Annotated in this window: 20 protein-coding genes; 9 read left to right on the top strand and 11 right to left on the bottom strand. The window is 49.2% G+C overall.

The genetic code is table 11. The features are described from left to right. Nucleotides 1-72: 72 nt before the first annotated feature. The 4 genes from JYJ62_RS12290 to JYJ62_RS12275 are packed head-to-tail and all read left to right on the top strand — an operon-like array spanning nucleotide 73 to nucleotide 4,605. Nucleotides 73-1,752, top strand: a complete 1,680-nt coding sequence (locus tag JYJ62_RS12290) for an AMP-binding protein (protein WP_205342509.1) — start codon at nucleotides 73-75, stop codon at nucleotides 1,750-1,752. Between the two features lie 15 nt (nucleotides 1,753-1,767). Continuing rightward, nucleotides 1,768-2,535 carry a 3-hydroxyacyl-CoA dehydrogenase gene (locus tag JYJ62_RS12285; RefSeq protein WP_205342508.1) on the top strand — a complete coding sequence of 256 codons (768 nt, stop codon included), beginning with the start codon at nucleotides 1,768-1,770 and terminating at the stop codon, nucleotides 2,533-2,535. After that, the gene (locus tag JYJ62_RS12280; protein WP_205342507.1) at nucleotides 2,535-3,725 is read left to right on the top strand and encodes an acetyl-CoA C-acyltransferase; all 1,191 of its coding nucleotides are present in this window, start codon (nucleotides 2,535-2,537) and stop codon (nucleotides 3,723-3,725) included. Before JYJ62_RS12285 ends, JYJ62_RS12280 begins: the two co-directional genes overlap by 1 nt. Nucleotides 3,726-3,783: 58 nt before the next feature. Continuing rightward, a complete protein-coding gene (locus JYJ62_RS12275) occupies nucleotides 3,784-4,605 on the top strand; it encodes an enoyl-CoA hydratase (RefSeq protein WP_205342506.1) in 822 nt (273 codons plus the stop codon). A 182-nt stretch (nucleotides 4,606-4,787) separates the two neighbouring features. Here the strand turns inward: JYJ62_RS12275 and JYJ62_RS12270 are convergent, their stop codons facing one another. From JYJ62_RS12270 to ettA, 4 genes are all read right to left on the bottom strand, one after another. Further along, on the bottom strand, nucleotides 4,788-5,891 hold the full coding sequence (locus JYJ62_RS12270; RefSeq protein WP_205342505.1) for a DUF2333 family protein: 1,104 nt from the start codon (nucleotides 5,889-5,891) through the stop codon (nucleotides 4,788-4,790). A 127-nt stretch (nucleotides 5,892-6,018) separates the two neighbouring features. Beyond that, nucleotides 6,019-7,326, bottom strand: coding sequence for a lytic murein transglycosylase (locus JYJ62_RS12265; protein ID WP_232365780.1), 1,308 nt, complete (start codon nucleotides 7,324-7,326; stop codon nucleotides 6,019-6,021). Between the two features lie 109 nt (nucleotides 7,327-7,435). Next, nucleotides 7,436-7,603 (bottom strand): alternative ribosome rescue factor ArfA, encoded by a 168-nt coding sequence (gene arfA, locus JYJ62_RS12260; RefSeq protein WP_205342504.1) that lies wholly within the window; start codon nucleotides 7,601-7,603, stop codon nucleotides 7,436-7,438. 167 nt (nucleotides 7,604-7,770) lie between these two features. Further along, entirely contained in the window at nucleotides 7,771-9,435 is a 1,665-nt protein-coding gene (gene ettA / locus JYJ62_RS12255; RefSeq protein WP_205342503.1) for an energy-dependent translational throttle protein EttA, read from the bottom strand. 526 nt (nucleotides 9,436-9,961) lie between these two features. Between ettA and glyA the strand changes: the two genes are divergently transcribed. The 5 genes from glyA to JYJ62_RS12230 all read left to right on the top strand — a co-directional run bounded on the left by glyA (nucleotide 9,962) and on the right by JYJ62_RS12230 (nucleotide 16,537). After that, on the top strand, nucleotides 9,962-11,215 hold the full coding sequence (gene glyA, locus JYJ62_RS12250) for a serine hydroxymethyltransferase (RefSeq protein ID WP_205342502.1): 1,254 nt from the start codon (nucleotides 9,962-9,964) through the stop codon (nucleotides 11,213-11,215). Nucleotides 11,216-11,488: 273 nt separating this feature from the next. Further along, entirely contained in the window at nucleotides 11,489-12,832 is a 1,344-nt protein-coding gene (locus JYJ62_RS12245; RefSeq protein WP_205342501.1) for an imelysin family protein, read from the top strand. Between the two features lie 124 nt (nucleotides 12,833-12,956). Beyond that, nucleotides 12,957-14,366, top strand: a complete 1,410-nt coding sequence (locus tag JYJ62_RS12240) for a di-heme oxidoredictase family protein (protein WP_205342500.1) — start codon at nucleotides 12,957-12,959, stop codon at nucleotides 14,364-14,366. 9 nt (nucleotides 14,367-14,375) lie between these two features. Then, nucleotides 14,376-15,437, top strand: coding sequence for an imelysin family protein (locus JYJ62_RS12235; protein ID WP_205342499.1), 1,062 nt, complete (start codon nucleotides 14,376-14,378; stop codon nucleotides 15,435-15,437). A gap of 2 nt (nucleotides 15,438-15,439) precedes the next feature. Then, a complete protein-coding gene (locus JYJ62_RS12230) occupies nucleotides 15,440-16,537 on the top strand; it encodes a DUF1513 domain-containing protein (protein WP_205342582.1) in 1,098 nt (365 codons plus the stop codon). A 49-nt stretch (nucleotides 16,538-16,586) separates the two neighbouring features. Here the strand turns inward: JYJ62_RS12230 and JYJ62_RS12225 are convergent, their stop codons facing one another. The 7 genes from JYJ62_RS12225 to JYJ62_RS12195 form a co-directional block, all read right to left on the bottom strand. Further along, complete coding sequence (locus JYJ62_RS12225) at nucleotides 16,587-17,876, bottom strand: M18 family aminopeptidase (protein ID WP_205342498.1); 1,290 nt, start codon at nucleotides 17,874-17,876, stop codon at nucleotides 16,587-16,589. 137 nt (nucleotides 17,877-18,013) lie between these two features. Continuing rightward, on the bottom strand, nucleotides 18,014-18,448 hold the full coding sequence (locus JYJ62_RS12220) for an META domain-containing protein (protein ID WP_205342497.1): 435 nt from the start codon (nucleotides 18,446-18,448) through the stop codon (nucleotides 18,014-18,016). A gap of 35 nt (nucleotides 18,449-18,483) precedes the next feature. Continuing rightward, nucleotides 18,484-18,921 carry a hypothetical protein gene (locus tag JYJ62_RS12215; protein WP_205342496.1) on the bottom strand — a complete coding sequence of 146 codons (438 nt, stop codon included), beginning with the start codon at nucleotides 18,919-18,921 and terminating at the stop codon, nucleotides 18,484-18,486. Nucleotides 18,922-18,956: 35 nt separating this feature from the next. Next, nucleotides 18,957-20,306 carry a sigma-54-dependent transcriptional regulator gene (locus JYJ62_RS12210; protein WP_205342495.1) on the bottom strand — a complete coding sequence of 450 codons (1,350 nt, stop codon included), beginning with the start codon at nucleotides 20,304-20,306 and terminating at the stop codon, nucleotides 18,957-18,959. Between the two features lie 3 nt (nucleotides 20,307-20,309). Beyond that, nucleotides 20,310-21,905 (bottom strand): sensor histidine kinase, encoded by a 1,596-nt coding sequence (locus tag JYJ62_RS12205; protein WP_232365785.1) that lies wholly within the window; start codon nucleotides 21,903-21,905, stop codon nucleotides 20,310-20,312. Continuing rightward, entirely contained in the window at nucleotides 21,898-22,128 is a 231-nt protein-coding gene (locus JYJ62_RS12200) for a PP0621 family protein (RefSeq protein ID WP_205342493.1), read from the bottom strand. The genes JYJ62_RS12205 and JYJ62_RS12200 overlap by 8 nt, the downstream gene beginning before the upstream one ends. A gap of 96 nt (nucleotides 22,129-22,224) precedes the next feature. After that, nucleotides 22,225-23,481, bottom strand: coding sequence for a mechanosensitive ion channel family protein (locus JYJ62_RS12195; RefSeq protein WP_205342492.1), 1,257 nt, complete (start codon nucleotides 23,479-23,481; stop codon nucleotides 22,225-22,227). Nucleotides 23,482-23,534: the final 53 nt, after the last annotated feature.

Genomic DNA, 23,534 nt, shown 5'->3' with positions numbered 1-23,534 from the left:
TAAAGCTGGCTGGGGCTGACTATCGAAGTGTGTACCTTGCAATGTCAACAATAATAAAAGTTGGAGCGTGCCATGAACTTAGTAAAACAAGACTACTTCCAAGCCTCAAAAGAGTTTGATTTTGACGCAACTGTTAGCAATGCCATTAGCGGGAATTTTACTGCAATGAACGCCTGTTATGAGTGCTGTGATCGGCATGCAGGCGCCGATGCTGTGGCTTTAATTCAAGAAAATGCCGATGGCAGTTCCAGTCGCCACAGCTATGCCGAGTTACGTGATCAGTCGGCCCAGTTTGCTCATTACCTAACCCAGCAGGGTGTGCAAGCGGGCGATGTGGTCGCGGGTTTATTGCCGCGCGGCCATGCCTTGGTGGTCACCATCTTAGGCACGTGGCGTATTGGTGCCATATACCAGCCGCTGTTTACGGCTTTTGGTCCAAAAGCGATTGAGCACCGTTTACAGAATTCTGCCGCCAAACTGGTCGTCAGTGATGCGGCGAACCGCAGCAAGTTGAGTGATGTTGAACACTGTCCTGCGGTGATGACAGTGACTGATGCACAGGGTGTCGGTTTAGTCAGTGGGGATTGCGATTTTTGGTCGGCATTAACTTCTTTATCCACGGACTTCGAGCCTGTGCTGCGCAGCGGTGATGATCCGTTTTTGTTGATGTTTACTTCCGGCACCACAGGCTTAGCTAAACCTTTAGAAGTGCCATTACGCGCTATTGTCGCGTTCCAGCGCTATATGATTGATGCGGTTGGCTTGCGGGCGGAGGATTCCTTTTGGAACGTGGCAGATCCGGGTTGGGCCTACGGGTTGTATTTTGGCATTACTGGGCCGATGTCGATGGGCTTACCGGTGTTATCGGTGGCCGGTTTATTTAACCTCGACCGCTGCTTAGAGATTGCTAGGAAATATAATGTTAACAATCTTGCTGGTGCGCCAACAGTGTTTCGCATGTTGATTGCCGCGGGTGGCAAAGTGGCGGATCAATGGCAAGGGCAGTTGCGTGTGGTCAGCAGTGCCGGTGAGCCGCTCAATCCAGAAGTGATTCGTTGGTTTAAGGAGCATTTAGATGTGGCGATCAATGACCATTATGGGCAAACCGAAATGGGCATGGTGTTATGTAATCATCATAACTTAGAGCATCCGCTGCATATGGGCGCTGCCGGCTATGCTTCGCCGGGACACCGAGTCGTGGTGTTGGATGAAAACTTTAATGAACTGCATCCTGGTGTGCCGGGTATTTTGTCAGTGGATACTGAGCAATCACCGATGTTTTGGTTTAATGGCTATAAAGACATGCCTACCACGGCATTCCAAGGCCGTTATTATTTAACCGGTGATACCGCGGAGCTCAATACTGATGGCAGTATCAGCTTTGTTGGGCGTTCTGATGATGTGATCACCACTTCAGGTTACCGTGTTGGCCCTTTTGATGTGGAAAGTGCGTTGCTTGAACACCCCGCAGTAATTGAAGCCGCAGTGGTCGGTAAACCCGATGCGCAACGTACCGAAATCATTAAAGCCTTTGTGATTTTGCAAGAGGGCTATGAGGGGACGCCAGAGCTGGCAGAAGAGTTGCGTATCCATGTGCGTAATCGCTTAGCTGCGCATGCTTATCCACGTGAAATAGAGTTCCCCAATGAGCTGCCAAAAACACCCAGTGGCAAGGTGCAGCGCTTTATTTTGCGTCTCAATGAAGTTAATAAATACCATGAACAACAAGCCGCTAAACAAGCCGCCTGTTAATTTTAAGGACCCACTATGCGTGTAGCAGAACATACATTTGTCATCACTGGTGGCGCTTCAGGGCTCGGCGCGGCCACCGCCCAGCACCTGGTAACGCAGGGCGCCTCGGTAGTGTTGCTGGATATCAATCAGCAAGCGGTTGTTGCTCAAGCTGAGGTGCTGGGTCCGCACGCGCTGGGTCTTGCTTGTGATATTTGCGATAGTGAGCAGGTACAGCTTGCATTGGACGCAGCGACTGAGCGTTTTGGTGCACTGCACGGCTTAATCAATTGTGCAGGGATTGTTGGTGCACAACGGATTTTAGGCCGCAAAGGTCCACATGATTTAGATGACTTTTCGCGAGTGCTACAGATTAACGTGATTGGCAGCTTCAATATGCTGCGTTTGACTGCACAGATCATGGCCAATAATCCAGTCAACGAAGAAGGCGAGCGCGGGGTGATTATCAATACCGCGTCAGTCGCTGCTTACGACGGTCAGTTAGGACAGGCTGCTTATGCTGCGTCTAAAGGCGCGATTGTCAGCTTGACCTTACCGGCGGCACGTGAACTGGCTGGTTTTGGTATTCGCGTGATGACTATTGCTCCAGGTGTGTTTGAAACACCGATGATGGCAGGCATGACCGATGAAGTACGAGCCAGTTTATGTGCGGATGTGCCGTTTCCAGCGCGCTTAGGCAAACCCGATGAATATGCTGCTTTAGCGCAGCATATTATTGAAAACAGCATGCTCAACGGCGAAGTGATTCGTATCGATGGTGCTTTACGTATGGGAGTTAAATAATGAGTGCGCATGATCCTGTAGTGATTGTCAGTATAGCCCGTACACCTATGGGTGGTTTTCAGGGGGCTTTACAGAATGTTACCGCCACTGCGTTGGGGGCGGCGGCAATTAAAGCGGCGGTGTCTCGTGCGCGCATTGCGCCAGAGGCGGTGCAAGAAGTGCTGTTTGGTTGTGTACTGCCGGCCGGTTTGGGGCAGGCACCAGCACGCCAAGCGGCATTGGCTGCGGGTCTGACCGACAGCACAGTGTGCAGCACGGTGAATAAAATGTGCGGTTCCGGAATGCAGACAGTGATGATGGCGCATGATGCTTTGTTGGCGGACACTGTTGATGTGGTCGTGGCAGGCGGTATGGAAAGCATGTCTAATGCACCATACTTGCTGGATAAAGCCCGCGCCGGTTATCGCATGGGGCACGGCAAAGTGATTGACCATATGTTTATGGATGGTCTTGAGGACGCTTACGACAAAGGCCGTTTGATGGGTTCTTTTGCCGAAGACAGCGCACAAGCACATGGTTTTACCCGTGAGCAGCAAGATGATTTTGCTGAGCAGTCGCTGACGCGTGCGCAACAAGCGATCAGTAACGGTCATTTTATTGACGAAATTACGCCGGTTACCGTGCAAGGTCGTAAGGGCAGTGTCACCGTCAGTGAGGATGAGCAGCCACCCAAAGCTGATCTAAATAAAATTCGTCAATTGCGTCCGGCCTTTAGTAAAGATGGTACGGTGACTGCAGCCAACTCCAGTTCTATTTCTGATGGTGCCGCGGCATTGGTATTGATGCGTCAAAGTGAGGCGCAACAACGGGGTTTAACGCCCTTAGCGGTGATTCGTGGGCACAGTGCCTATGCCGCAGCGCCCCATTTATTTACTACGGCGCCAGTAGGGGCCATTAACAAACTCATGGTGCGTACGGGTTGGGATCTGGCTCAAGTGGATCTGTTCGAAATTAACGAAGCCTTTGCAGTAGTGACTATGATTGCTATGCGAGAACTGGACTTATCAGCAGATAAAGTCAATGTTCATGGTGGTGCTTGTGCTCTGGGTCATCCGATTGGTGCATCGGGAGCGCGCATTTTAGTGACCTTAATCGCGGCCCTTAAACAACAGAATAAACGTTATGGTGTGGCAGCTATTTGCATTGGTGGTGGTGAAGCAACGGCCGTTGCTATTGAAATGCTTAATTAATACGCATACTTTTAATGGGGTAAGTGAGTCATCCATTAATTGCAGAGGAATGTAATTTATGACACATGCAGTAGAAACCTATCAGAAAGCTCAGCACTTACAATTGACCGACAAGCTGGTCGTGCAAATGCGTGGGCATACCGCTTTACTGACTTTAAATAACCCATCAGCCAATACTTGGGATGCCGATATGTTGTTGGGGGTTAAACAGCTGATTGAACACCTCAATGAAGATAAGGATATCTATGCATTGGTGATTACCGGTGCGGGCGATAAGTTTTTTAGCGCGGGTGCCGATTTGAAATTATTTGCCAGCGGTGATAAAGCACTGGCGCGTAAAATGGCCCGGCGCTTTGGCGAAGCTTTTGAAGCGCTAAGTAATTATCGGGGTGTGACCATTGCTGCGATTAATGGTTATGCCATGGGCGGTGGACTAGAGTGCGCATTAGCCTGTGATATTCGGATTGCCGAAGAACAAGCGCAAATGGCTTTGCCGGAAGCGACTGTCGGTTTATTGCCTTGTGCCGGCGGCACGCAAAAGCTAGCTTGGATGGTTGGTGAGGGCTGGGCCAAGCGGATGATTTTATGCGGTGAGCGTATTAATGCGCGTACTGCTGAGCGTATTGGTTTGGTCGAGGAAGTTGTTGCGCAAGGCCAAGCGTTGCAAAAAGCGTTGGAGTTAGCTGACAAAGTTGCCCAACAAAGTCCAGTTTCTGTGCGTACGGTGAAACCTTTAATTCAGGGTGCGCGTACACAAGCGCCTGATCATTGGCTGCCGGCTGAACGTGAAGCCTTTGTTGATTTATTTGATGCGCAAGATACGACTGAAGGGGTTAGCGCCTTTTTAGAGAAGCGCAAGGCGCAGTGGAAAAACTGCTAAGCCAGTAAACTGCTGAGATGAGCCGCAAATGCCATTGCATGGATTATATGCCTTGGTATTTGCGGTTTTTTTGTTTAAGATCTATAAGACCTAAGGGGTATACCGCGCTAGCAAGAATCAATGTCGAGCGCAGGTTTAGCTGGGCCGCTGTGCGCGTTGCAACAGCGGCCAGATAGAGCGTATTAGCCTTGTGATAGCAGCTGACGCAGTTCAATAATAGCGGCGTTAGCACGTGAGATATAGTTGGCCATGACCAATGAGTGGTTGGCTAAAACACCGTAACCATCACCGTTTAGGATCATCGGGCTCCATAAAGACTCTTGTGCCGCCTCTAATTCACGAATGATTTGACGTACGCTAACAGTGGCATTCTTCTTCGCGATCACATCAGCAAAGTCAATTTCAATGGCGCGTAAAAAATGCGACAGCGCCCAAGCTTGGCCACGCGCTTCATAGAACACGTTGTCAATTTGTAGCCACGGCGTTTTGATAACTTCTTCAAAAGCATCTTTGCCACTTTGTGCTGCGGCTACAGCGGTGACTGGTGCTGCATCATCTTGAGTCGAGCTGTCTTTATTGATTTCAATATTTAAACGCGCTTTACCAACGCTGGCGGAAAGGCGCTGTGACAGTGAGCCTAATCGGGTAGCAACATCGCCGAGCCAGTTATTCAGGTTGTCGGCCCGTGCATAAAACTGCGTGTTGGTTTTCTCAGGGTCACTTAAGCGATTTAAGTAGCGCTCTAAAGACTTGATACCTAAACGATATTCATCTTCTGTCGCCGGCAATACCCAGCTTTTATTATCAAAGTTAAAGCGTGGTTCAGCTTTAGCAAGATCAGCATCTTCAGCGGATTGAGACTGTGAGCGCGCGAAATCTTTGCGCAGAGCACGCGATAAATCACGCATTTGGATCAAGACACCATATTCCCACGATGGCATGTTATCCAGCCAAATACCGGGTGGAGAAATATCATTGGTTAAGTAACCACCGGGTTTATCCAACAAAGTACTGGCGACCTGTTTCAGGGTTTCTACGGTGGTATAGCCGGTCACTATAGGCCGTTGCGCTTTCTCTGCAGCGTGTTGGGTGTGCTCTTGCACAGAGAAGAAGTCAGGTTCTTGACTCCAGTACCAGCCAATAATAATGGTGGCAAGTAAATAAACCACCACCACAGTAAGTACAGTACGGCTAAACCAAATACCACCAAGATAACTTTTCACATCATCAACAGAGTCATTGACTTGGTCTTGAGCGTCTCGTGTACGTTTTTTCCAATTGAGCATGCTTGAGCCCTTTTATTATGCATCGTTAGCAGTCGATATCATGCTGCTGTGTGTATGGAGTGTACTATAAAGCCTGTTCGCGCTACAGCGAGCACAATGCAATTGTATGAGCGTCAGCAGTACTTATTTAGCGCTGTAACTGTTTTGAATACACTTTAGATGCAGCCTTGCGCACATTGTCGAGCAGTGCGTCATTAGGATAGCCATCTGCAGGTAAGCCTTGTGCTTGCTGAAAGCTGCGTACCGCTTGACGTGAGTTGACACCAATAATGCCGTCAGCATTACCGCTACTAAAACCGAGTTGGTTAAGCAGTGTCTGCAGCTCAATACGTTCTTTGTGGCTGAGCATGCGTTCATGTTTAGGCCACGCCGCCGGTGTACGGTAATCACCTTGCAGAGCATTGGAGAGTAAGCCAATGGCCAGCGCATAGGAGGTGGAGTTGTTGTATTTTAAAATACTGCGAAAGTTATCCAGCAACAGATAAGCAGGGCCTTGATGGCCGCTTGGCAAGAAGAGGGTAGCGCTCTGCTGTGCTAAGTGTTTTCTATTGATCTCGTCGCTGCGTAACGTCACGCCTAAAGCAAGCCATTGGCTTAGACTTTTGCGCTGTTCGCCATCAGCCATCGCATAATCAAAGCCGCGCGTTGGTAGTTGCACTTCAAGCCCCCAAGGCAGGCCATGTTGCCAGCCAGACAAGCTCAAATAATTGGCTGCCGAAGCCAGCGCATCAGCGCTTGAGTTCCAAATATCACGACGACCATTGCCATCAAAGTCTACTGCGTACTGGCGGTAGGTGGTTGGCATAAACTGTGTCTGACCCATAGCGCCAGCCCATGAACCGAGCATGCCGTTCGGGCTGATATCGCCTTCTTGTAAAATATGCAGAGCAGCGATTAACTGACTGCGCCAAAAATCGCTGCGTCGACCTTCGTAGGCGAGCGTGGCTAGCGAGCGGATGACATTTTTGCTGCCGATTTGTCGGCCAAAGCTGCTTTCCATGCCCCATACCGCGACTAAAATACTAGGCTCAACTTGGTAGCGCGCCTCAATGGCTTGTAGTGTTTTTGCTTGTTCGGCCAGTAAGGCTTTGCCGCGCGCCACACGCCACGAGGAAACCGCACTGTCTAAATACTCCCAGACGGGACGGCTAAACTCGGGTTGGCTTTGATCTGCAGCGATCACTTGTGGGTCGGGACTGAGCCCAGCAAACGCTTGCTCAAATAATAGCGGAGCGATACCTTGGTTAACGGCTTCCATACGTAAGCCTGCGCGCCACTGGGCAAAGCTTTGTTGGACCATTAAAGGTGTATTGTTGGTTGTTACAGCAGTTGAGACGCTTGGAGTGACCAGTGGCGCAAGAGTATTGGCACTGGCTTGACTGGCAAGCAGGCCGACCATAATCAAAATAAAAAAAGATGATAAGCGCTCAAACATGGGTAATCTCAATAGGTGTTAGGGCTCAACTTTAACATGCTGAGCGGTATTATAAATACAGTAAAAAAGAAGTATAAAGTAGAGCAGAAAAGCACGACAGTAGGCAGTCTTAAGCGGCTAAAAAAATAAAAGCCTCTGAGTTGTTAAACTGAGAGGCTTTTTGGTTGCGGCGATAACTGCCTTTACCTTTTTTAGACTGCTCTTGACGGCTGCGAAACAGCGGTTGAGCAATAATAGACTTGGCTTTATTAGGGCGCTTTTTAGAACGCTTGCTCATGGTCGTACTCCTTGCGAACATTGGCTCGTAGTGGGGTGTTGAGTGCTGTTTAAGCACTATTAGTATTCTACTCTGATGTATGGATGTCCAGTAGTTTTTATTTGTCTATCTCATCAGACAGACTGCACTGAAAAAAGTGCAATCGCTGATGAAATAGAGTCGTCTATTTAGGCTAAACGTTTATAGCGCACACGCTTAGGCTGTGCCGCGGCATCGCCCAAACGTTTTTTGCGATCGGCTTCGTATTCAGTATAGTTGCCTTCAAAGAACACCACGCTTGAGTCATCCTCATACGACAGAATATGCGTCGCGATACGGTCAAGGAACCAGCGGTCGTGCGAGATCACAATCGCTGAACCAGGGAAATCTAACAGCGCTTCTTCTAGCGCACGTAAGGTTTCCACGTCGAGGTCGTTGGATGGCTCATCGAGGAGCAAGACGTTAGCGCCTTGTTTAAGGGTGAGCGCCAAGTGCAAACGACCGCGCTCACCACCGGACAGGTCTTTAACAAACTTCTGTTGGTCGGCGCCTTTAAAGTTAAAACGGCCCACATAACCGCGTGAAGGTACTTCATAGTTGCCAACTTTGATCATGTCGTAACCGTCGGAGATTTGCTCCCAAACAGTTTTGGAACCTTCAAGGTTGTCGCGTTGCTGATCAACACTGGCCAGCTTGACCGTTTCACCGATGATTATTTCACCAGAGTCTGGCTGTTCTTTACCCATAATCATTCTGAATAGGGTGGATTTACCCGCACCGTTACCGCCAATCACGCCAACAATCGCGCCTTTGGGCAGAGTAAAGGATAAGTTATCAATCAGCACGCGCTCACCATAGGCTTTGCTGACGCCATTGACTTCAATCACTTGATCGCCTAAACGCTCGCCGGCAGGGATATAAATCTCATTGGTTTCGCTGCGTTTTTGGAACTCTTGTGATTGCATTTCTTCAAAGCGTGCTAAACGTGCTTTAGATTTGGACTGACGAGCTTTCGCGCCTTGACGTACCCATTCCAACTCGGCTTTCATTGCTTTGTTGTGCGAGGATTCTTGCTTCGCTTCTTGGCTTAAACGGGCGGATTTAGCTTCCAGCCACTGTGAATAGTTGCCTTCAAAAGGAATACCTTGGCCGCGGTCCAGCTCAAGAATCCAGCCCGCAACGTTATCGAGGAAGTAACGGTCGTGGGTAATGGCGACGACAGTGCCGGTGAAATCATGCAAGAAGCGCTCAAGCCAAGCGACTGAGTCGGCGTCCAAGTGGTTGGTTGGCTCATCCAGCAGGAGCATATCGGGTGCTGATAACAGCAGGCGACAGAGAGCAACACGGCGTTTTTCACCACCGGATAAATGCTCGATTTTCGCATCCCACGCTGGTAGGCGTAGGGCATCCGCCGCGACTTCCAGTTGGCGTTCAATGTTGTGGCCATCACTGGCTTGCAGAATCGCTTCCAGTTTGGCTTGTTCCGTGGCCAGTGCATCAAAGTCGGCATCAGGTTCGGCGTAGGCGGCATACACTTCATCTAAACGAGACTGTGCGGCTTTAACTTCGCCCAATGCTTCTTCAACGATCTCACGGACAGTTTTTTGTGGATCCAGTTGTGGCTCTTGCGGTAAGTAACCGATATTTAAGCCCGGCATTGGACGTGCTTCACCGTTAAATTCGGTATCAACACCGGCCATAATGCGCAGTAAAGTGGATTTTCCTGAACCGTTTAAGCCGAGCACACCAATTTTAGCGCCGGGAAAAAAGGATAGAGAAATATCTTTTAGAATTTCGCGTTTAGGCGGCACAACTTTGCCGAGACGGTGCATAGTGAAAACATACTGAGACATGAGCGACCTAACTAGTTAGTGGGTAAGTGATTGGCCTTGCGTCTGTTACAAAAAAGACCTGCCATAAAGTGGATAGATTGTAGCGTTTTGCCGAATATTAAACAGTAGTGCGCAAACCTGTCCCTAAATTTGCGCTAGAAACTAAAAAATAAGCAAAATCAGAATATTTTTATTTACTATAGGTAACTGACTCGAAAACAGCATTAAAGCTTGAGACGCGCCGCGCTCGTTTCGTGGCAAGCGTAGCCATGGATGACGCAGCGCCCGCATCGGCTCAGAAAGACCCGCTGAGGGAAGAACGATACTAGCGCGGTGAGTCATACGGGACATACTGCTGGCAGCTTTTGATTTTCGTGCAAACTCACGTGTGTGCAATGCCGTCGAGGACGGTGATTTGCTGTCATAAATCCTGCGTGAGTAAGACTTATTGTCAGAGTGATAGCCTTTCATGTGCTATGAACGTTTAGATAATGTAGAATCCGCTCTTATCTATTTTATTAGCCTTGTTGATTCCATGAGGACCGCTATGTTCAGCCGTGATTTGACTATTGCCCGATATGACGCCGAACTTTTTGATGCGATGGAGAAAGAAGCCCAGCGCCAAGAAGAGCACATTGAGCTGATTGCATCTGAAAACTACACCAGCCCTGCGGTAATGGAGGCACAAGGTTCTGTGCTGACCAATAAATACGCTGAAGGCTATCCAGGAAAGCGCTACTACGGTGGTTGTGAGTACGTTGATATTATCGAACAGTTGGCGATTGATCGCGCGAAAGAATTGTTTGGTGCTGATTACGCGAACGTGCAACCGCACGCCGGTTCACAGGCTAACTCTGCGGTGTACTTAGCTTTACTGGAAGGTGGCGACACTATTCTAGGTATGAGCTTGGCGCACGGTGGCCACTTGACTCACGGTGCTAGCGTCAGCTCCTCAGGTAAACTGTACAATGCGATTCAGTACGGGATTAACGAAGCGGGCTTGATTGACTACGACGAAGTTGAGCGTTTGGCTGTAGAGCACAAACCAAAAATGATCGTTGCCGGTTTCTCAGCCTACTCACAAGTGTTAGATTTTCCACGTTTTCGTGAAATTGCTGACAAAGTGGGTGCTTACCTCTTTGTTGATATGGCTCACGTGGCGGGTTTGGTTGCTGCAGGTGTTTACCCCAACCCAGTGCCTTACGCTGACGTTGTGACCACCACGACGCACAAAACCTTACGTGGTCCACGTGGCGGTTTGATTCTTGCGCGTGCCAACGAAGCCATTGAGAAAAAACTCAACTCTGCAGTGTTCCCAGGTACTCAAGGTGGTCCACTGGAGCACGTGATTGCTGGTAAAGCAATTTGCTTTAAAGAAGCACTGCAGCCTGAGTTTAAGCTGTACCAGACGCAAGTGATCAAAAATGCACAAACCATGGCCAATGTCTTTATTGAGCGTGGCTTTGATGTGGTGTCAGGCGGTACCTTTAACCACCTGTTCCTAGTGTCACTGATCAAGCAAGAAATCACCGGTAAAGATGCTGACGCAGCATTGGGCGAAGCCTTTATTACCGTGAACAAAAACTCTGTACCCAACGATCCCCGTTCACCGTTTGTGACTTCAGGTCTGCGTATTGGTACACCAGCAGTCACTACGCGCGGCTTTAAAGAGGCTGAGTGTGCTGAGTTGGCCGGTTGGATTTGCGATATCCTCGATAACATGGGTGATACCTCTGTTATCGATGCAGTTCGCGAGAAAGTAAAAGCAGTGTGCGCGAAGCACCCTGTTTACGGTAACTGAGTCATCGCTTGAATAGAAAACCCAGCTTCGGTTGGGTTTTTTTATGCCTGTTTGATCTGCCGGTGGCTCTATGTATGAGTGCAAAGCAGAGCAGAGTTTGCGCAGTGATGTGTGTGGATATAAAAGCGACAGCGGCGCTGGATAGTGCATGGTAAGAGTAGAAAATAAATAAATTAGCAGAAAACCTTTGCATTGAATGCTAATCTTTCGCATTATTGTTGCCTGAATTTGATGATAATCAACTCTGCTCTAACTCCTTAAGGATATCTTTCAATGCGTGGTTTTTCTTTTGCTCATATCAGCGTGCTGGCTTTAGCTATTAATCTGGCGGCTTGCGGCGATAGTGAGTCAACCCCTGTTGCCGCACCTAGCGCCGCACCAGTGGCTGCAACTGTTACAGCAGTACCAGCAACGCCTGCTGCCGATGTGCAGGCCGTGAGCCGTGAGCAAGTGATCAACCATTACGCTGAGATTGCCCATGCAACGTTTGCCGACGCTCTGACGACCGCGCAGGCTTTGCAACAGGCGGTTAAGGCGTTCTTGGCGGCACCCAGTGCCGACACTCAACACGCGGCAAAAGAAGCTTGGTTAGCCGCGCGCGTACCCTATATGCAATCTGAAGTATTCCGCTTTGGTAACGCTTTAGTGGATGAGTGGGAAGGGCAGGTCAATGCATGGCCGCTCGATGAAGGCTTAATTGATTACGTCGATGGTGATTATCAGTATGCCTTAGGCAATGACGGTGCCACAGCGAATATTATTGCCAATCACAGTATTCAAATAGGTGAAGAAAAAATTGATGTCAGCGAGTTAACCGCTGAACTACTGGCTGGATTGAATGAGCTTGGTGGCTCTGAAGCCAACGTGGCTACGGGTTATCATGCCATTGAATTCCTCTTGTGGGGCCAAGACCTCAATGGTACTCAACCGGGTGCTGGTGAGCGGTCATATACCGATTATTTAACCGATACGAATTGCACTGGTGGCAACTGTGAGCGCCGTGGTCAATATCTAAAAGTAGTGACGGAATTGTTAGTTGATGATTTAACTGCAATGACCGCACAGTGGGCTGCTGATAACCCAGAAAACTACCGTGCCGAGTTGCAAGCAGAAAGCACTGAGCAAGGTTTGCGTAAAGCTTTTTTTGGTATGGGTAGCTTAAGCTTAGGTGAGTTGGCGGGCGAGCGGATGAAAGTGGCTTTAGAAGCCAGCTCAACTGAAGATGAGCATGACTGCTTCAGTGATAACACCCACAATTCGCATTTTTACAATGCCAAAGGTGTGCGTAATGTTTACCTAGGTGAGTATAAAAAAGTAGATGGTAGTGTGTTGACTGGGCCGAGCATTGCGCAATTGGTTCAGTCTGGCGATGCTGGCGCTGATCAGTTACTGCAAGAGACGTTAGCTGCCACAGAAAAAAGCTTGCAGGTGATGGTTGATGCAGCTGAAAATGGCATGGCGTTTGATCAGATGATTGATCCTGAGAACACTCAAGGTCAGCAAATTGTGCGCGCTGCGATTGCCGCTTTAGTTGAGCAAACCACTGCGATCGAGCAAGCGGCTTTGGCCCTAGGTATTACTGAGCTGAATCCAGATACTGCTGATCACGCGTTTTAAACTGCAGATGCAGATCACTGCTCGTGCTTACTTTAAGCCGTTGTAGCACTGCTAAGATTGACCAATACTGAATGCCGACGTCTGTCGGCGTTCTTATTTCTATAGCTGTTTTTAGGTTGTTGGCATGAACGTTTTTGTATCGATATGTTTGCTCAGTTTAACTGGCTTAGGCCTAGCACACGCAGCGACAGATCTGAGAGCCTTTGATCCGCAAGAGCGCTTTTCTGGTGGCAGTACAACCGTCAATAAATTTGATGCGAATGCTTTTTCTTTGCCGTCGGCTAATTTAGCGCCGACCCGGCGTTTAGACTTTAGCGTGGGTAATAGTTTCTTCCGTAGTCCATGGGTTATTGCGCCGGCAACGACCACCTCGCGCGATGGCTTGGGGCCACTGTTTAATACCAATGCCTGCCAAAACTGTCATATCAAAGATGGCCGCGGCCATCCGCCTGGACCTGATGCTGTCAATGCAGTGTCGATGTTAGTGCGTTTATCCGTTCCAAGTAGCGTTGCCGACAAGGCGCTGTTGGCAAAAAAAGGTATTGTCCCTGAGCCGACTTATGGCGGACAGTTACAAGATATGGCGGTGCCTGGTATCGCCCCCGAAGGTCGAGTACGTGTGACTTATACCCCGTTGCCGGTGACCTTTGCCGATGGTAGCGTGATTGAGCTGCAGCAACCGAATTTGCAAATTACGGATTTGGGCTATGGCCCGCTGCATGCTGATGTATTAATGTCTGCGCGGATTGCTCCGCCGATGATTGGTTTGGGTTTGCTTGAGGCCATTACGGAGCAGGCTATCTTAGCTAATGAAGATCCTGATGATCGTAATGCGGATGGTATTCGTGGCCGTGCCAACCGAGTGTGGTCGCATGAGGCGCAAGCGCTACAAGTTGGGCGTTTTGGCTGGAAAGCGGGGCAACCGAGTCTGCGTCAGCAAAATGCCGATGCCTTTTTTAATGATATGGGGCTGTCAACGCCTCTACTCTCGGGTACTGCTTGTACTGATCAGCAAGTGGATTGCTTAGCGGCACCGCAGGGTGGTACGCCTGAGGTGAATGAAAAAATTGAAGCACAGGTGCTGTTTTATTCGCGCAACTTAGCCGTACCGGCTCGGCGTAATGCGGACAGTCCTGAGGTGTTAAAAGGTAAGCAGCTGTTTCAGCAAGCCAATTGTCACAGCTGTCATACGCCGCGTTTTGTTACTGGCACAGAGGCGGCCGAGCCTGAGTTAGCTGGGCAGGTGATTTTCCCTTATAGCGATTTATTGCTGCATGACATGGGTGACGGTTTAGCTGATCAGCGCCCTGAGTTTCAGGCCAGTGGCCGCGATTGGCGGACGCCGCCATTATGGGGCATTGGTTTAACTGAAGTCGTCAGTGGCCATACGCGCTTTTTACATGATGGCCGTGCGCGTAACCTATTGGAAGCGGTACTCTGGCATTCAGGTGAGGCAGAAGCGTCTAAGCAGCAGGTGTTAAATTTTTCACAATCTGATCGGCAAGCCCTCTTGGCTTTCCTGAACTCTCTTTAGGTGCTTCCTATGTTAAAAAAATTAGTCTATGCGTTGGCGGGTGTGAGTTTACTGGCCTGTTCTAGCAGTGATGATCCGTATCAGCAAAGCAGTGCGGCGCTGGGCGAGCAGGTGCTTTACCGTGCTCATCAGCAATGGCAGGCGAGTAATCAGCAGTTGGTCAACAGTGCCAAAGAGTTTTGTCAGGGCGAGCAAAACCTCGCACAAACCCGTGATGATTTTTTACAAGCACAGCACGCTTGGGCAGCATTGCAACCCTTATTGATTGGCCCGCTCAATGAGGGTAATCGAACCTGGCAGGTGCAGTTTTGGCCAGATAAGAAAAATCTCGTCGCGCGTCAAGTTAAACAGTTTTTAAAAGCCAATCCAGAGCCGACTCTTGCTGATCTACAGCGCGGCAGTGTCGTGGTGCAAGGTTTAAGTGCATATGAATACTTGGTTTTTGATCCTGAAATTGATTTGGCTGATGCCGCACAAAAACAGCGCTATTGTCCACTATTGCAACAAGTGGCCATGCATCAGCAGCAGTTGGCTGACGATGTCGTCAGCCAGTGGCAGGGGCAGGACGGCATGCTGGCGCAATTAACCGATTTCCCTAATCAGCGTTATGCTGAGCCACTGGAAGCGTTAACGGCCATCTTACAAGCGCAGGTGATCAGTCTTGATGGTCTGAAGAAAAAGCTGGGTACACCATTAGGGCGCAGTGATAAAAATATTGCACAGCCCTATCAAGCACAGTCTTGGCGCAGTCAGGCCTCGTTAAGTAATTTGTCGGCTGAAATTGAGAGTGCTTTAGCCCTCTGGCAGGGTGTTGATACGCATTCTTTACGTAGCTTATTAGCAGCAGAGCATGCTGATTTAGTCAAACAAATTGATGCTGCATACTTGCAAGCACAGCAAGAATTGGCCGCCTTTAAGCAGCCGTTGACGGCATTGTTGGCCGATGAGCAGCAGCGCCAAGCTTTATTTACCTTATATGACAGCTTTGATCGTTTGCACCGTTTGCATGAGAAAGAAGTGGCACGCGCCTTAGGTGTTCAACTGGGTTTTAATGCCCACGATGGTGATTGATGATGCAACGCCGCACCTTCTTAGCCGCCAGCTTGGCGGCCTTGGCCGGCACTGCCGTGCTGGGCTGGCGCTTGTGGCCGCAAGGCCGCCAGCCGTTACTGTTGTCGGCCCGCGATAATGCTGCCGGTGAGCACTTTGCTGTGGCCTATAGCTTATCCGGTGAGCAGCTGTTTGCGACACAGGTGACAGAGCGTTGTCATGATGTCTGTATGCATCCGTTTTTGCCTTTAGCGGTCTTTGTTGGTCGTCGGCCGTCCATTGAAAGCTATCTAATAGATCTGCAAACTGGGCAACTATTGCAAACCTTTAGCACGCCGAGCAATCGTCACTTTCAAGGCCATGCGGTATTTGATGCACGCGGTGAACGCTTGTATAGCACCGAAAATGATACCGATCAGCCTGGGCGTGGTGTGATTGGTGTCTGGCAATTGGACGCCACACAGCGTTTGCAGCGCGCTACCGAGTTGTCCAGTCATGGCGTGGGGCCGCATCAATTGCTGTGGCTGCCAGACGGTGAAACCTTAGTGGTGGCCAACGGTGGTATTCGTACCGAGTCGGGCAGCCGTGAAGAGCTCAATCTGGATGCTATGGAGCCCAGTCTTGTCTTGATGAACACGACAGGTGAATGTCTGAGCAAAGAAGAACTGGCTGACCCGATGAATAGTATTCGTCATTTAGCGGTGGCCAGTGATGGTACTGTGATTGCTGTGCAGCAATACCAAGGTGGCATGCAAGAGCGGATTGATTTGCTTGCGGTCAAACGCCCTGGGCAAGCCTTTGCGGTGTTTCCGGTTGCTGAACAGCAGCGCAGTAGTATGCAGCAATACGCGGCCAGTGTTGCCATTCATGCTGAGTTACGTTTAGTGGCAATGACCGCGCCGCGTGGCGGGAGGGTGTTTATTTGGGATTTAGACAGTGCAGAATTACGCTTGGATGCGCCTTTTCGCGACTGTGCCGGTGTTGCTGCGAGTGAACAAGGTTTTGTGGTCACCACTGGGGTCGGGCGTTGCCGTGCGTATGATTGTCGCGCTGCCACTATCCGTATGCAGCCGCTGAATCTGCCCGCAGGATTATGGGATAACCATGCGCTGCTGGTCTAGCTAAAACTGTACCGCTGAGCCTCTTGACTGCAGCGGTACAGTTATTGATTTACGGCAGTGTTGCGCTGCTATAGAAGGCTTGCAGTGCGGTGATCAAGTAGCTTAAATCTTTGCTACCTGCCAGCTCACGAATCGAATGCATAGCAAAAGTTGGCACACCAATATCAATGGTTTGAATGCCCAGTTGACTGGCGGTAATCGGACCAATGGTGGAGCCACAACCGAGGTCGCTGCGGGTGACAAAACTTTGCACCGGTACTTCGGCCTGTTGGCAGAGCAGCTTAAAGAAGCTCGAGGTTTCGCTAGTGGTGGCATAACGCTGGTTGGCGTTAACCTTGATCACTGGACCTTTGTTGAGTAGTGGGCCGTGGTTACTGTCATGTTTATCGGCGTAGTTGGGATGAATACCATGGGCGTTATCTGCAGAAATCAGCAGTGAGTGCTGAATGCAGCGGACAAAAGCCTCTTCCGAGCCCAAGATCCGGCGCAGCACTTGCTCTAGAAATGGACCATCGGCACCACAAGCAGAGTTAGAGCCTACTTCTTCGTGGTCAGTACAGACTAACACCTGGGTGTGTTGTGCGTCGCTGTTGAGCAGTGCTTGTAAACCGGCATAGCAGGACAATAAATTATCCAAACGCGCACCGGCGATAAAATCTTGCTTGAGACCAATCAATGCCGCCGGTTGACTATCGTAAAAGCACAATTCATAGTCCAGCACGTTGGCATCGTTAATGCTGTGCTCACGCTGCAGTTGCTCGGCGAGTAATGCGCGGAAGCCTTGGCTGTCGTCATCCTGCAATTGCGCCAAAATCGGTGGCAGTTCAGTTTGCGCGTTAATCGCCCAGCCATTATTGGCTTCACGGTGTAGGTGAATAGCTAGACTGGGAATGCTGGCAATCGCCTGTTTAAAATCCACTAAACGACTGTGCAATTGCTCGTTGTGTTTAAAGGTTACGCGCCCGGCCAGTGATAAATCACGGTCAAACCATGGGCCGAGTAATACGCCACCATAGACTTCCACGCCCAACTGCCAATAACCGTGACGCGACAATTCCGGTTGCGGCTTAACTTTTAAGCAAGGGCTGTCGGTGTGTGCGCCGACCATGCGAATACCTTGTTCGACAGGATCATCTTGGCCCAGTTGAATGGCAATAATAGAAGAGTCATTGCGGGTGATGTAGTAACGCCCCTGAGGTTGCAGTTGCCAGGTTTCACGCTCATCTAACGCTTGATAGCCTGCAGCTTGCAGCGCTTGGCACAGGCTTTGGGTGGCATGAAAAGGGCTCGGTGAAGCGTGTAGAAAATCCAATAAACCCTGACTGGGCGTGTTGACCATGATAACTCCGACAATTAAATCAATCGCAAAAGCTTAGCATTATTGGCTCGGCGAGGCGACTTGAGGCTGTATTGGGCGAATTAATGCGTATTTATAGGTGTTATCAATAACTAAGAGACGCTACCGATACCTACAGATCAGTCTCGTAGAGGGTGTTTAATCGGCCAAAGTTTAATCGGCCAAAGTTTAATCGGTGCGCCTGTCTCTGGCCATAATAACAACTGTTGCTGTTCGCTAAATTCCCAGCGCTGGATACCTGCTAAATAGGCTAAAAAGCGTTGTTCTTGCTCCATCAGTGCTGGTGCGCAGAGTTTGCGAGTTGTAGCAATATTATGCAGGGTCAACTGATTTTTATTGAGCTGGTACTCGGCAAACCAAGTGTTACAGCCGGCTAGACCTGAGGCACGCTGGCTATCAACCAGTGTTAAGGTCAGCATGCTATTGTCAATCAGCGGACGTTCGCCAATCCATTCGACTTGGTAGCTTTGTGAACTCTGTAATTGGGTGCTGGGCTGGTTGCTGCAGGCGCTTAAAGAGATAAGCGCGCAGGTAAGTAACAGTGATTTCTTCATACTAAGCTGATTCCGCAGGGTGATAGAGCTGATAATTAGGCTTCAGATTGTTGGCAAGTACGGCACAGGTGACGCCCGTGACGGTTAACCCAACCTAACTCCTGCAAACGTTGTTCAGCTGCAGGCTGTTTGGCGGCATTACCGAGGCTGGCGTCCACTGCAAACTCTAATGCCAACAAGCTACCACAGCCGTCGCATTGAACTTGCCATGTATGAATGGCCAGTTCTTTAAAGACTGGGCCAGTCGCAACCGCCGTCCATTGACCGGGTGGGTTGATCAGATGACGTACTTTGCTGACTTGCAAACGCATACTCAGTGACTTGCTGCCTTTAAGGGTGACTTGCAAGGTATCACCGGTTTTAATCGAACCACCTTTACCAGTGACTTGGTATTGACCGGGGGTTAGCGCACGGCACTCAGTTAGGGTGTGTTGTGGATTAAGCAACGTGTAGCGAAAATCGTGTTCGGCCATGCCGATCTCCAAAGTGTAATGAGGTCAATTGGTGCTTATTCAATACCGAGCTTTTTCAAGCGATAGCGTAATGAACGAAAGCTTAAGCCTAGGCGCTCTGCGGCGGCAGTGCGATTCCAGCGTGTTTCTTCTAGCGCTTGAGTAATCAGCTTGCGCTCAATATCTTCAAGGTGCAGTTCTAGGTTATCAATATGCTCAAGTTCACGCTGGGTTAAATCGGGTTGCGCTACTTGTGTTGCTGACGGCTCTGATTGCTGGATCTGTATATCATAGTCATGAATAAACTTGCCTTCAGCTAGGGTATAAGCACGTTCCAATATATTTTCCAGTTCGCGTACATTTCCAGAAAAAGCATAGCCCTGCAGCTTACGTAATGCCTCAGGATGAAAGCGCACTAACATACCATCAGTATTGAGACGCTCTAGAATGGACTCGCTGAGTCGCTCAATATCCTCAGGACGTTCACGCAATGGCGGGACAGTCAGTTCAATGACATTAAGGCGGTAATATAAGTCTTGACGGAAGCGTCCCGCGGCGACTTCATCGGCGAGGTTTTTATGTGTGGCGCTTAAAATACGCACATCGACTAAATGTTCTTGTTGGCTGCCAACTGGACGAATAGCTTTCTCTTGCAGTGCACGGAGTAATTTAACTTGCATTGATAAAGGTAGATCAGCTACTTCATCTAAAAATAAGGTACCGCCGCGTGCTGCTTCGAATAAGCCAGGTTTATCTTCGTTAGCCCCGGTAAAACTACCTTTTTTATGACCGAAAAACTCACTTTCCATTAATTCAGCAGGAATCGCGCCGCAGTTGATCGGGATAAAAGGGTGTTTGGCTCGAGCCCCTTGCAAGTGAATTTGACGGGCTACCAGTTCTTTGCCGCTGCCTGACTCACCACTGATATACACTGGTGCTTGGCTACGCGCTAGCTTCGTAATCTGACTACGGAGCTTTTGCATCGGAGCGGATTGCCCGAGCAGCGGTCCTTCCGTGATAGATGTCGGGACTTGTGCTTCACGTAAGCGTAAAGCGCTGTTGACCAATTCACGCAAGCGTAGCAAGTCTACAGGCTTCGTAATAAAGTCGAAGGCCCCAGCTTTCAGTGCTTGTGTCGCGGTTTCTACACAGCCATAGGCGGTAATCATCGCGATCGGCGTATCACTGTAATTTTTTTGTACAAACTCAATAATGTCTAAACCCGTGCCGTCGGGCAGGCGCATGTCAGTGAGACATAAATCAAAGTGTTCGCTGTTCAGCCATTGATAGGCTTCTTTAACATTGCACGCGCTACGGGTATCCAGGTTCATGCGGCCGAGGGTGATTTCTAATAACTCTCGAATATCAGGCTCATCATCAATGATTAGGGCAGTAAGTTGGCTCATGGTTTATGTGCTCAAGGTATGCGGATGGGCAAAGGTTATTCGAAAACAGCTGCCGCCGCTGTCACGGGGGGTGAAGTCTAGGCGAGCTTGATTGCTTTCGCAGAGCTCTCGAGAAATATATAAGCCCAGTCCTGTGCCTTTGTTTTCTGTCGTGAAAAAGGGTTCAAAGATACTGTGTTGCTCAGCAAGAGGCACCCCAGGTCCGTCATCGTGGACTTCTAACGTGGGTAAAGCTGTTTTTGGGTGCCGGTACAGATGCAGCCAAACCTGACTTTGCGGATTGAGCTTCTTACTGTAGCGCATACCGTTTTCGACTAGATTCATGAGCACTTGGTTCAATTGATCGGGGTCCATACGCGTGTGTAAATTGCGACCTTTAGTGGTTAAGTGCAGCGCCCGAAGAGGTGCCGCATTACTTCTGAACTCACTGACGAAACTGTTGAGCCAAGACTTTAGGTCAAGCCATTGTGGCTCAGCTTGACGTTGCCTGGATAATTGCAAGACATTTTCAATCACTGTATTCATGCGTCGTGATTGATCTTGAATAATTTGTGTTAAACGCTGATCAGCGACATCGAGGTTGGGTGATTCATGCAGTAATTGTGCAGCATGGCTGATGGCGCCTAAAGGGTTACGAATCTCATGAGCAATACCTGCGGTTAGGCGCCCTAAAGACGCTAGTTTGAGCTGCTGGGCTTGCTGGCTTAGGAGTGAGCTGTCATCAAGGAAGACTAAAATTTGTAAATTATTGTTGTGTTGCAATTTGACAAAAGTCGCCTGCAGTTGCGCACCGTTTAGTGCTGATTGAATCGGGTTGCTATGCAGGGAGGGGTTGTTGCGCCATTGCTCAAAGTGGCTGATTAACGTAGGAAAATAAGGGTCCACAATGCGACCGATGAGTGTTTCGCTACCAATCATGGTGAGCGCTGCATGGTTGGCTTGTAAAACGCGATGCTCAGCATCCAGTACTAAAATGCCAGTGTGCATGCGTTGAATAATTAGCGCGCTGATCTCTTCTAAATTAGCGACATCGGCGGCTCGTTGTTCGGCTAAAAATTCGCTAGCACGTAGACGGCGGCTGAGGCCTTGGACAAAGAACGCGGCGGCAAAACATAGCGACCCTAAAATACCTGCCTGCATATATTGGTTACTGGCTGCGGTATGGGAGATGCTTAAATAAAATGTCAGATAAATAATACCAGTCGCTGCGACTGCAGCAATTAAAATACCAATACGGCCGCGCAACAAAATATTGGCGACTGCCACCGCGACAATGATGAGGTTACCAATCCCGCTGGGTGTACCACCCGCTGCGTAGAACAATAAACTGAGTTGCGCGACATCAAATAAAGCCAGACTAAACACTGGTAGTAAGTGGTCAGTGCGGTGCATGCTGGCGATAGCTATAATATTTAAAATTAAGTAAACCCAGCTGCCATAATAAAACAGCTGGGTATGGGTGATATCGAGTAAATGTCCATCTAAATCACTAGAGACCAGCAGTACTAAAGCAAGGCCAATTAATAAGCGATAGAAATGGTAGAGGCGCAAGATGCGCTGCCCTTGTTGCCCAGAGACAGCAAGATGGTGTTTAGTCACCGGTTTGAGGACCGTGTTGAAGGTGCTCAACACTGCAATACCATTGCTGGTTTTTTTGTATAGCGCGATTCTGCGGTAAATGCACATGACAATGTGCGCAGCGCACCATGCTCTGACTTTGCATGGACTGTGTGGGTGTTATTTTGCGACTATTAAAGCGCCGCCACAGCCAAATACCGCCGCCAATAACGATGGCCAGTAAGATTAAACGAGGTAAGCCCATCGCGTTGCTCCTTGATCACATAAACAGTCTATTAATGCAGGCAGTGTACCTGTTTTTTTGTCTGCCGTGCCGTCCTTGGCAGATTGCTTGCGTGACTTAATCGTGATGCGTGTCGGCAGCCAGTTGTATGCCAAGAGCGCGCATATCGGAACCACTGGGGGCTTGGTAGACGCGCAGGTTGAATTCAGGCGCAATAGCTAACAGGTGATCAAAAATATCAGATTGAACACCTTCATATACCGTCCAAGCGGTGCTGGTGGTAAAGCAATATACTTCCAGCGGTAAACCTTCTGAGGTGGGACTGAGTTGGCGCACCATTAAGGTCATTCCATTTTGGTGGATGCCCGGATGGTTGCGCAGGTAACGCTCAACATAGGCGCGGAAGGTACCGATATTAGTCAGCTTGCGTGAGTCTAGCGTATCGCCGCTGCTGGATTTAACATGGCGTTCATTCCATCGGTTAAGTTCGTTGATTTTGTCATCAAAATAGCCTGTCAGTAAGTTAAAGCGCTTCAAGTGCTCGAGCTCTTGCTGGGTGAGAAAGTGAATACTTTGTTGGTCCAGAAATAAACTGCGTTTAATCCGGCGACCACCGCTTTCTTGCATACCGCGCCAGTTCTTAAATGAATCACTGATAAAACGTTTGGTGGGAATGGTGGTGATGGTTTTATCCCAGTTTTGTATGCGAACCGTATGCAGGGCGATATCGATTACGTCACCGTCGGCGTTGAGTTGTGGCATTTCAATCCAGTCGCCGACACGGATCATATCGCCTGAGGAAATCTGTACGCTAGCGACCAAGGACAGTAGGGTGTCTTGGAAAATTAACATCAGTACCGCAGCCATCGCTCCTAACCCAGAGAGCAGAATGAGCGGTGAACGGTCAATTAAAGTGGCGACAATTAAGATGCTAGCAATAGCATAAATAATAATTTTAATAACTTGTAGATAGCCTTTAATCGGCTTTAAATGCGCATTTTTGCGGCGCATATACAGCATATTAATGATTTCTAAAATAGCGCCCAAAGCTAAAGCAATGGTCAAAATAATAAAACCGCCGGCGACGTTTTTAATGACTGTGATGACCGCTTCAGGCAAACCCGGAACTAATCCTACGCTGGAGGTGATAATTAAGGCTGGGACGATATTAGAGAGACGCTTAACCACACCGAAATCGTTGTTATGGGCGCCGCCGATGCGACCCAGGAGATTATAAAAGCCGCGAACTAAAATATGTTTAACCAGCCAGTTGGCTAGAACGGCCACAGTAATCAGCGCAAGCAAGGCAACCAAAGTTTGTAGTTGTGGATGCTGGTTAAGTACATCCAGCCACGCCGTCATATCTTCTTGCATATTGCACTCCTAAATAATTCTAAAACTCGGCGCCTAAGATTAAAGCTAAGGCA

Origin of the sequence: Denitrificimonas caeni (genome assembly GCF_905120345.1) — a bacterium.
Lineage (GTDB): Bacteria > Pseudomonadota > Gammaproteobacteria > Pseudomonadales > Pseudomonadaceae > Denitrificimonas > Denitrificimonas caeni_A.
The sequence above is the reverse complement of the archived record's forward strand: the minus strand, read 5'-3'. Positions and strand labels throughout refer to the sequence as shown.

What these genes read in the sequence shown, in the direction of transcription:
- JYJ62_RS12285 (WP_205342508.1), top strand. Translation starts at nt 1,768, where the DNA reads ATGCGTGTAGCAGAACATACATTTGTCATCACTGGTGGCGCTTCAGGG.
- JYJ62_RS12210 (WP_205342495.1), bottom strand. Translation starts at nt 20,306, where the DNA reads ATGAGCCAACTTACTGCCCTAATCATTGATGATGAGCCTGATATTCGA.
- JYJ62_RS12290 (WP_205342509.1), top strand. Translation starts at nt 73, where the DNA reads ATGAACTTAGTAAAACAAGACTACTTCCAAGCCTCAAAAGAGTTTGAT.
- arfA (WP_205342504.1), bottom strand. Translation starts at nt 7,603, where the DNA reads ATGAGCAAGCGTTCTAAAAAGCGCCCTAATAAAGCCAAGTCTATTATT.
- JYJ62_RS12200 (WP_205342493.1), bottom strand. Translation starts at nt 22,128, where the DNA reads ATGGGCTTACCTCGTTTAATCTTACTGGCCATCGTTATTGGCGGCGGT.
- JYJ62_RS12265 (WP_232365780.1), bottom strand. Translation starts at nt 7,326, where the DNA reads ATGTTTGAGCGCTTATCATCTTTTTTTATTTTGATTATGGTCGGCCTG.
- JYJ62_RS12225 (WP_205342498.1), bottom strand. Translation starts at nt 17,876, where the DNA reads ATGGTCAACACGCCCAGTCAGGGTTTATTGGATTTTCTACACGCTTCA.
- JYJ62_RS12240 (WP_205342500.1), top strand. Translation starts at nt 12,957, where the DNA reads ATGAACGTTTTTGTATCGATATGTTTGCTCAGTTTAACTGGCTTAGGC.
- ettA (WP_205342503.1), bottom strand. Translation starts at nt 9,435, where the DNA reads ATGTCTCAGTATGTTTTCACTATGCACCGTCTCGGCAAAGTTGTGCCG.
- JYJ62_RS12270 (WP_205342505.1), bottom strand. Translation starts at nt 5,891, where the DNA reads ATGCTCAATTGGAAAAAACGTACACGAGACGCTCAAGACCAAGTCAAT.
- JYJ62_RS12220 (WP_205342497.1), bottom strand. Translation starts at nt 18,448, where the DNA reads ATGAAGAAATCACTGTTACTTACCTGCGCGCTTATCTCTTTAAGCGCC.
- JYJ62_RS12215 (WP_205342496.1), bottom strand. Translation starts at nt 18,921, where the DNA reads ATGGCCGAACACGATTTTCGCTACACGTTGCTTAATCCACAACACACC.
- glyA (WP_205342502.1), top strand. Translation starts at nt 9,962, where the DNA reads ATGTTCAGCCGTGATTTGACTATTGCCCGATATGACGCCGAACTTTTT.
- JYJ62_RS12280 (WP_205342507.1), top strand. Translation starts at nt 2,535, where the DNA reads ATGAGTGCGCATGATCCTGTAGTGATTGTCAGTATAGCCCGTACACCT.
- JYJ62_RS12195 (WP_205342492.1), bottom strand. Translation starts at nt 23,481, where the DNA reads ATGCAAGAAGATATGACGGCGTGGCTGGATGTACTTAACCAGCATCCA.
- JYJ62_RS12275 (WP_205342506.1), top strand. Translation starts at nt 3,784, where the DNA reads ATGACACATGCAGTAGAAACCTATCAGAAAGCTCAGCACTTACAATTG.
- JYJ62_RS12235 (WP_205342499.1), top strand. Translation starts at nt 14,376, where the DNA reads ATGTTAAAAAAATTAGTCTATGCGTTGGCGGGTGTGAGTTTACTGGCC.
- JYJ62_RS12245 (WP_205342501.1), top strand. Translation starts at nt 11,489, where the DNA reads ATGCGTGGTTTTTCTTTTGCTCATATCAGCGTGCTGGCTTTAGCTATT.
- JYJ62_RS12230 (WP_205342582.1), top strand. Translation starts at nt 15,440, where the DNA reads ATGCAACGCCGCACCTTCTTAGCCGCCAGCTTGGCGGCCTTGGCCGGC.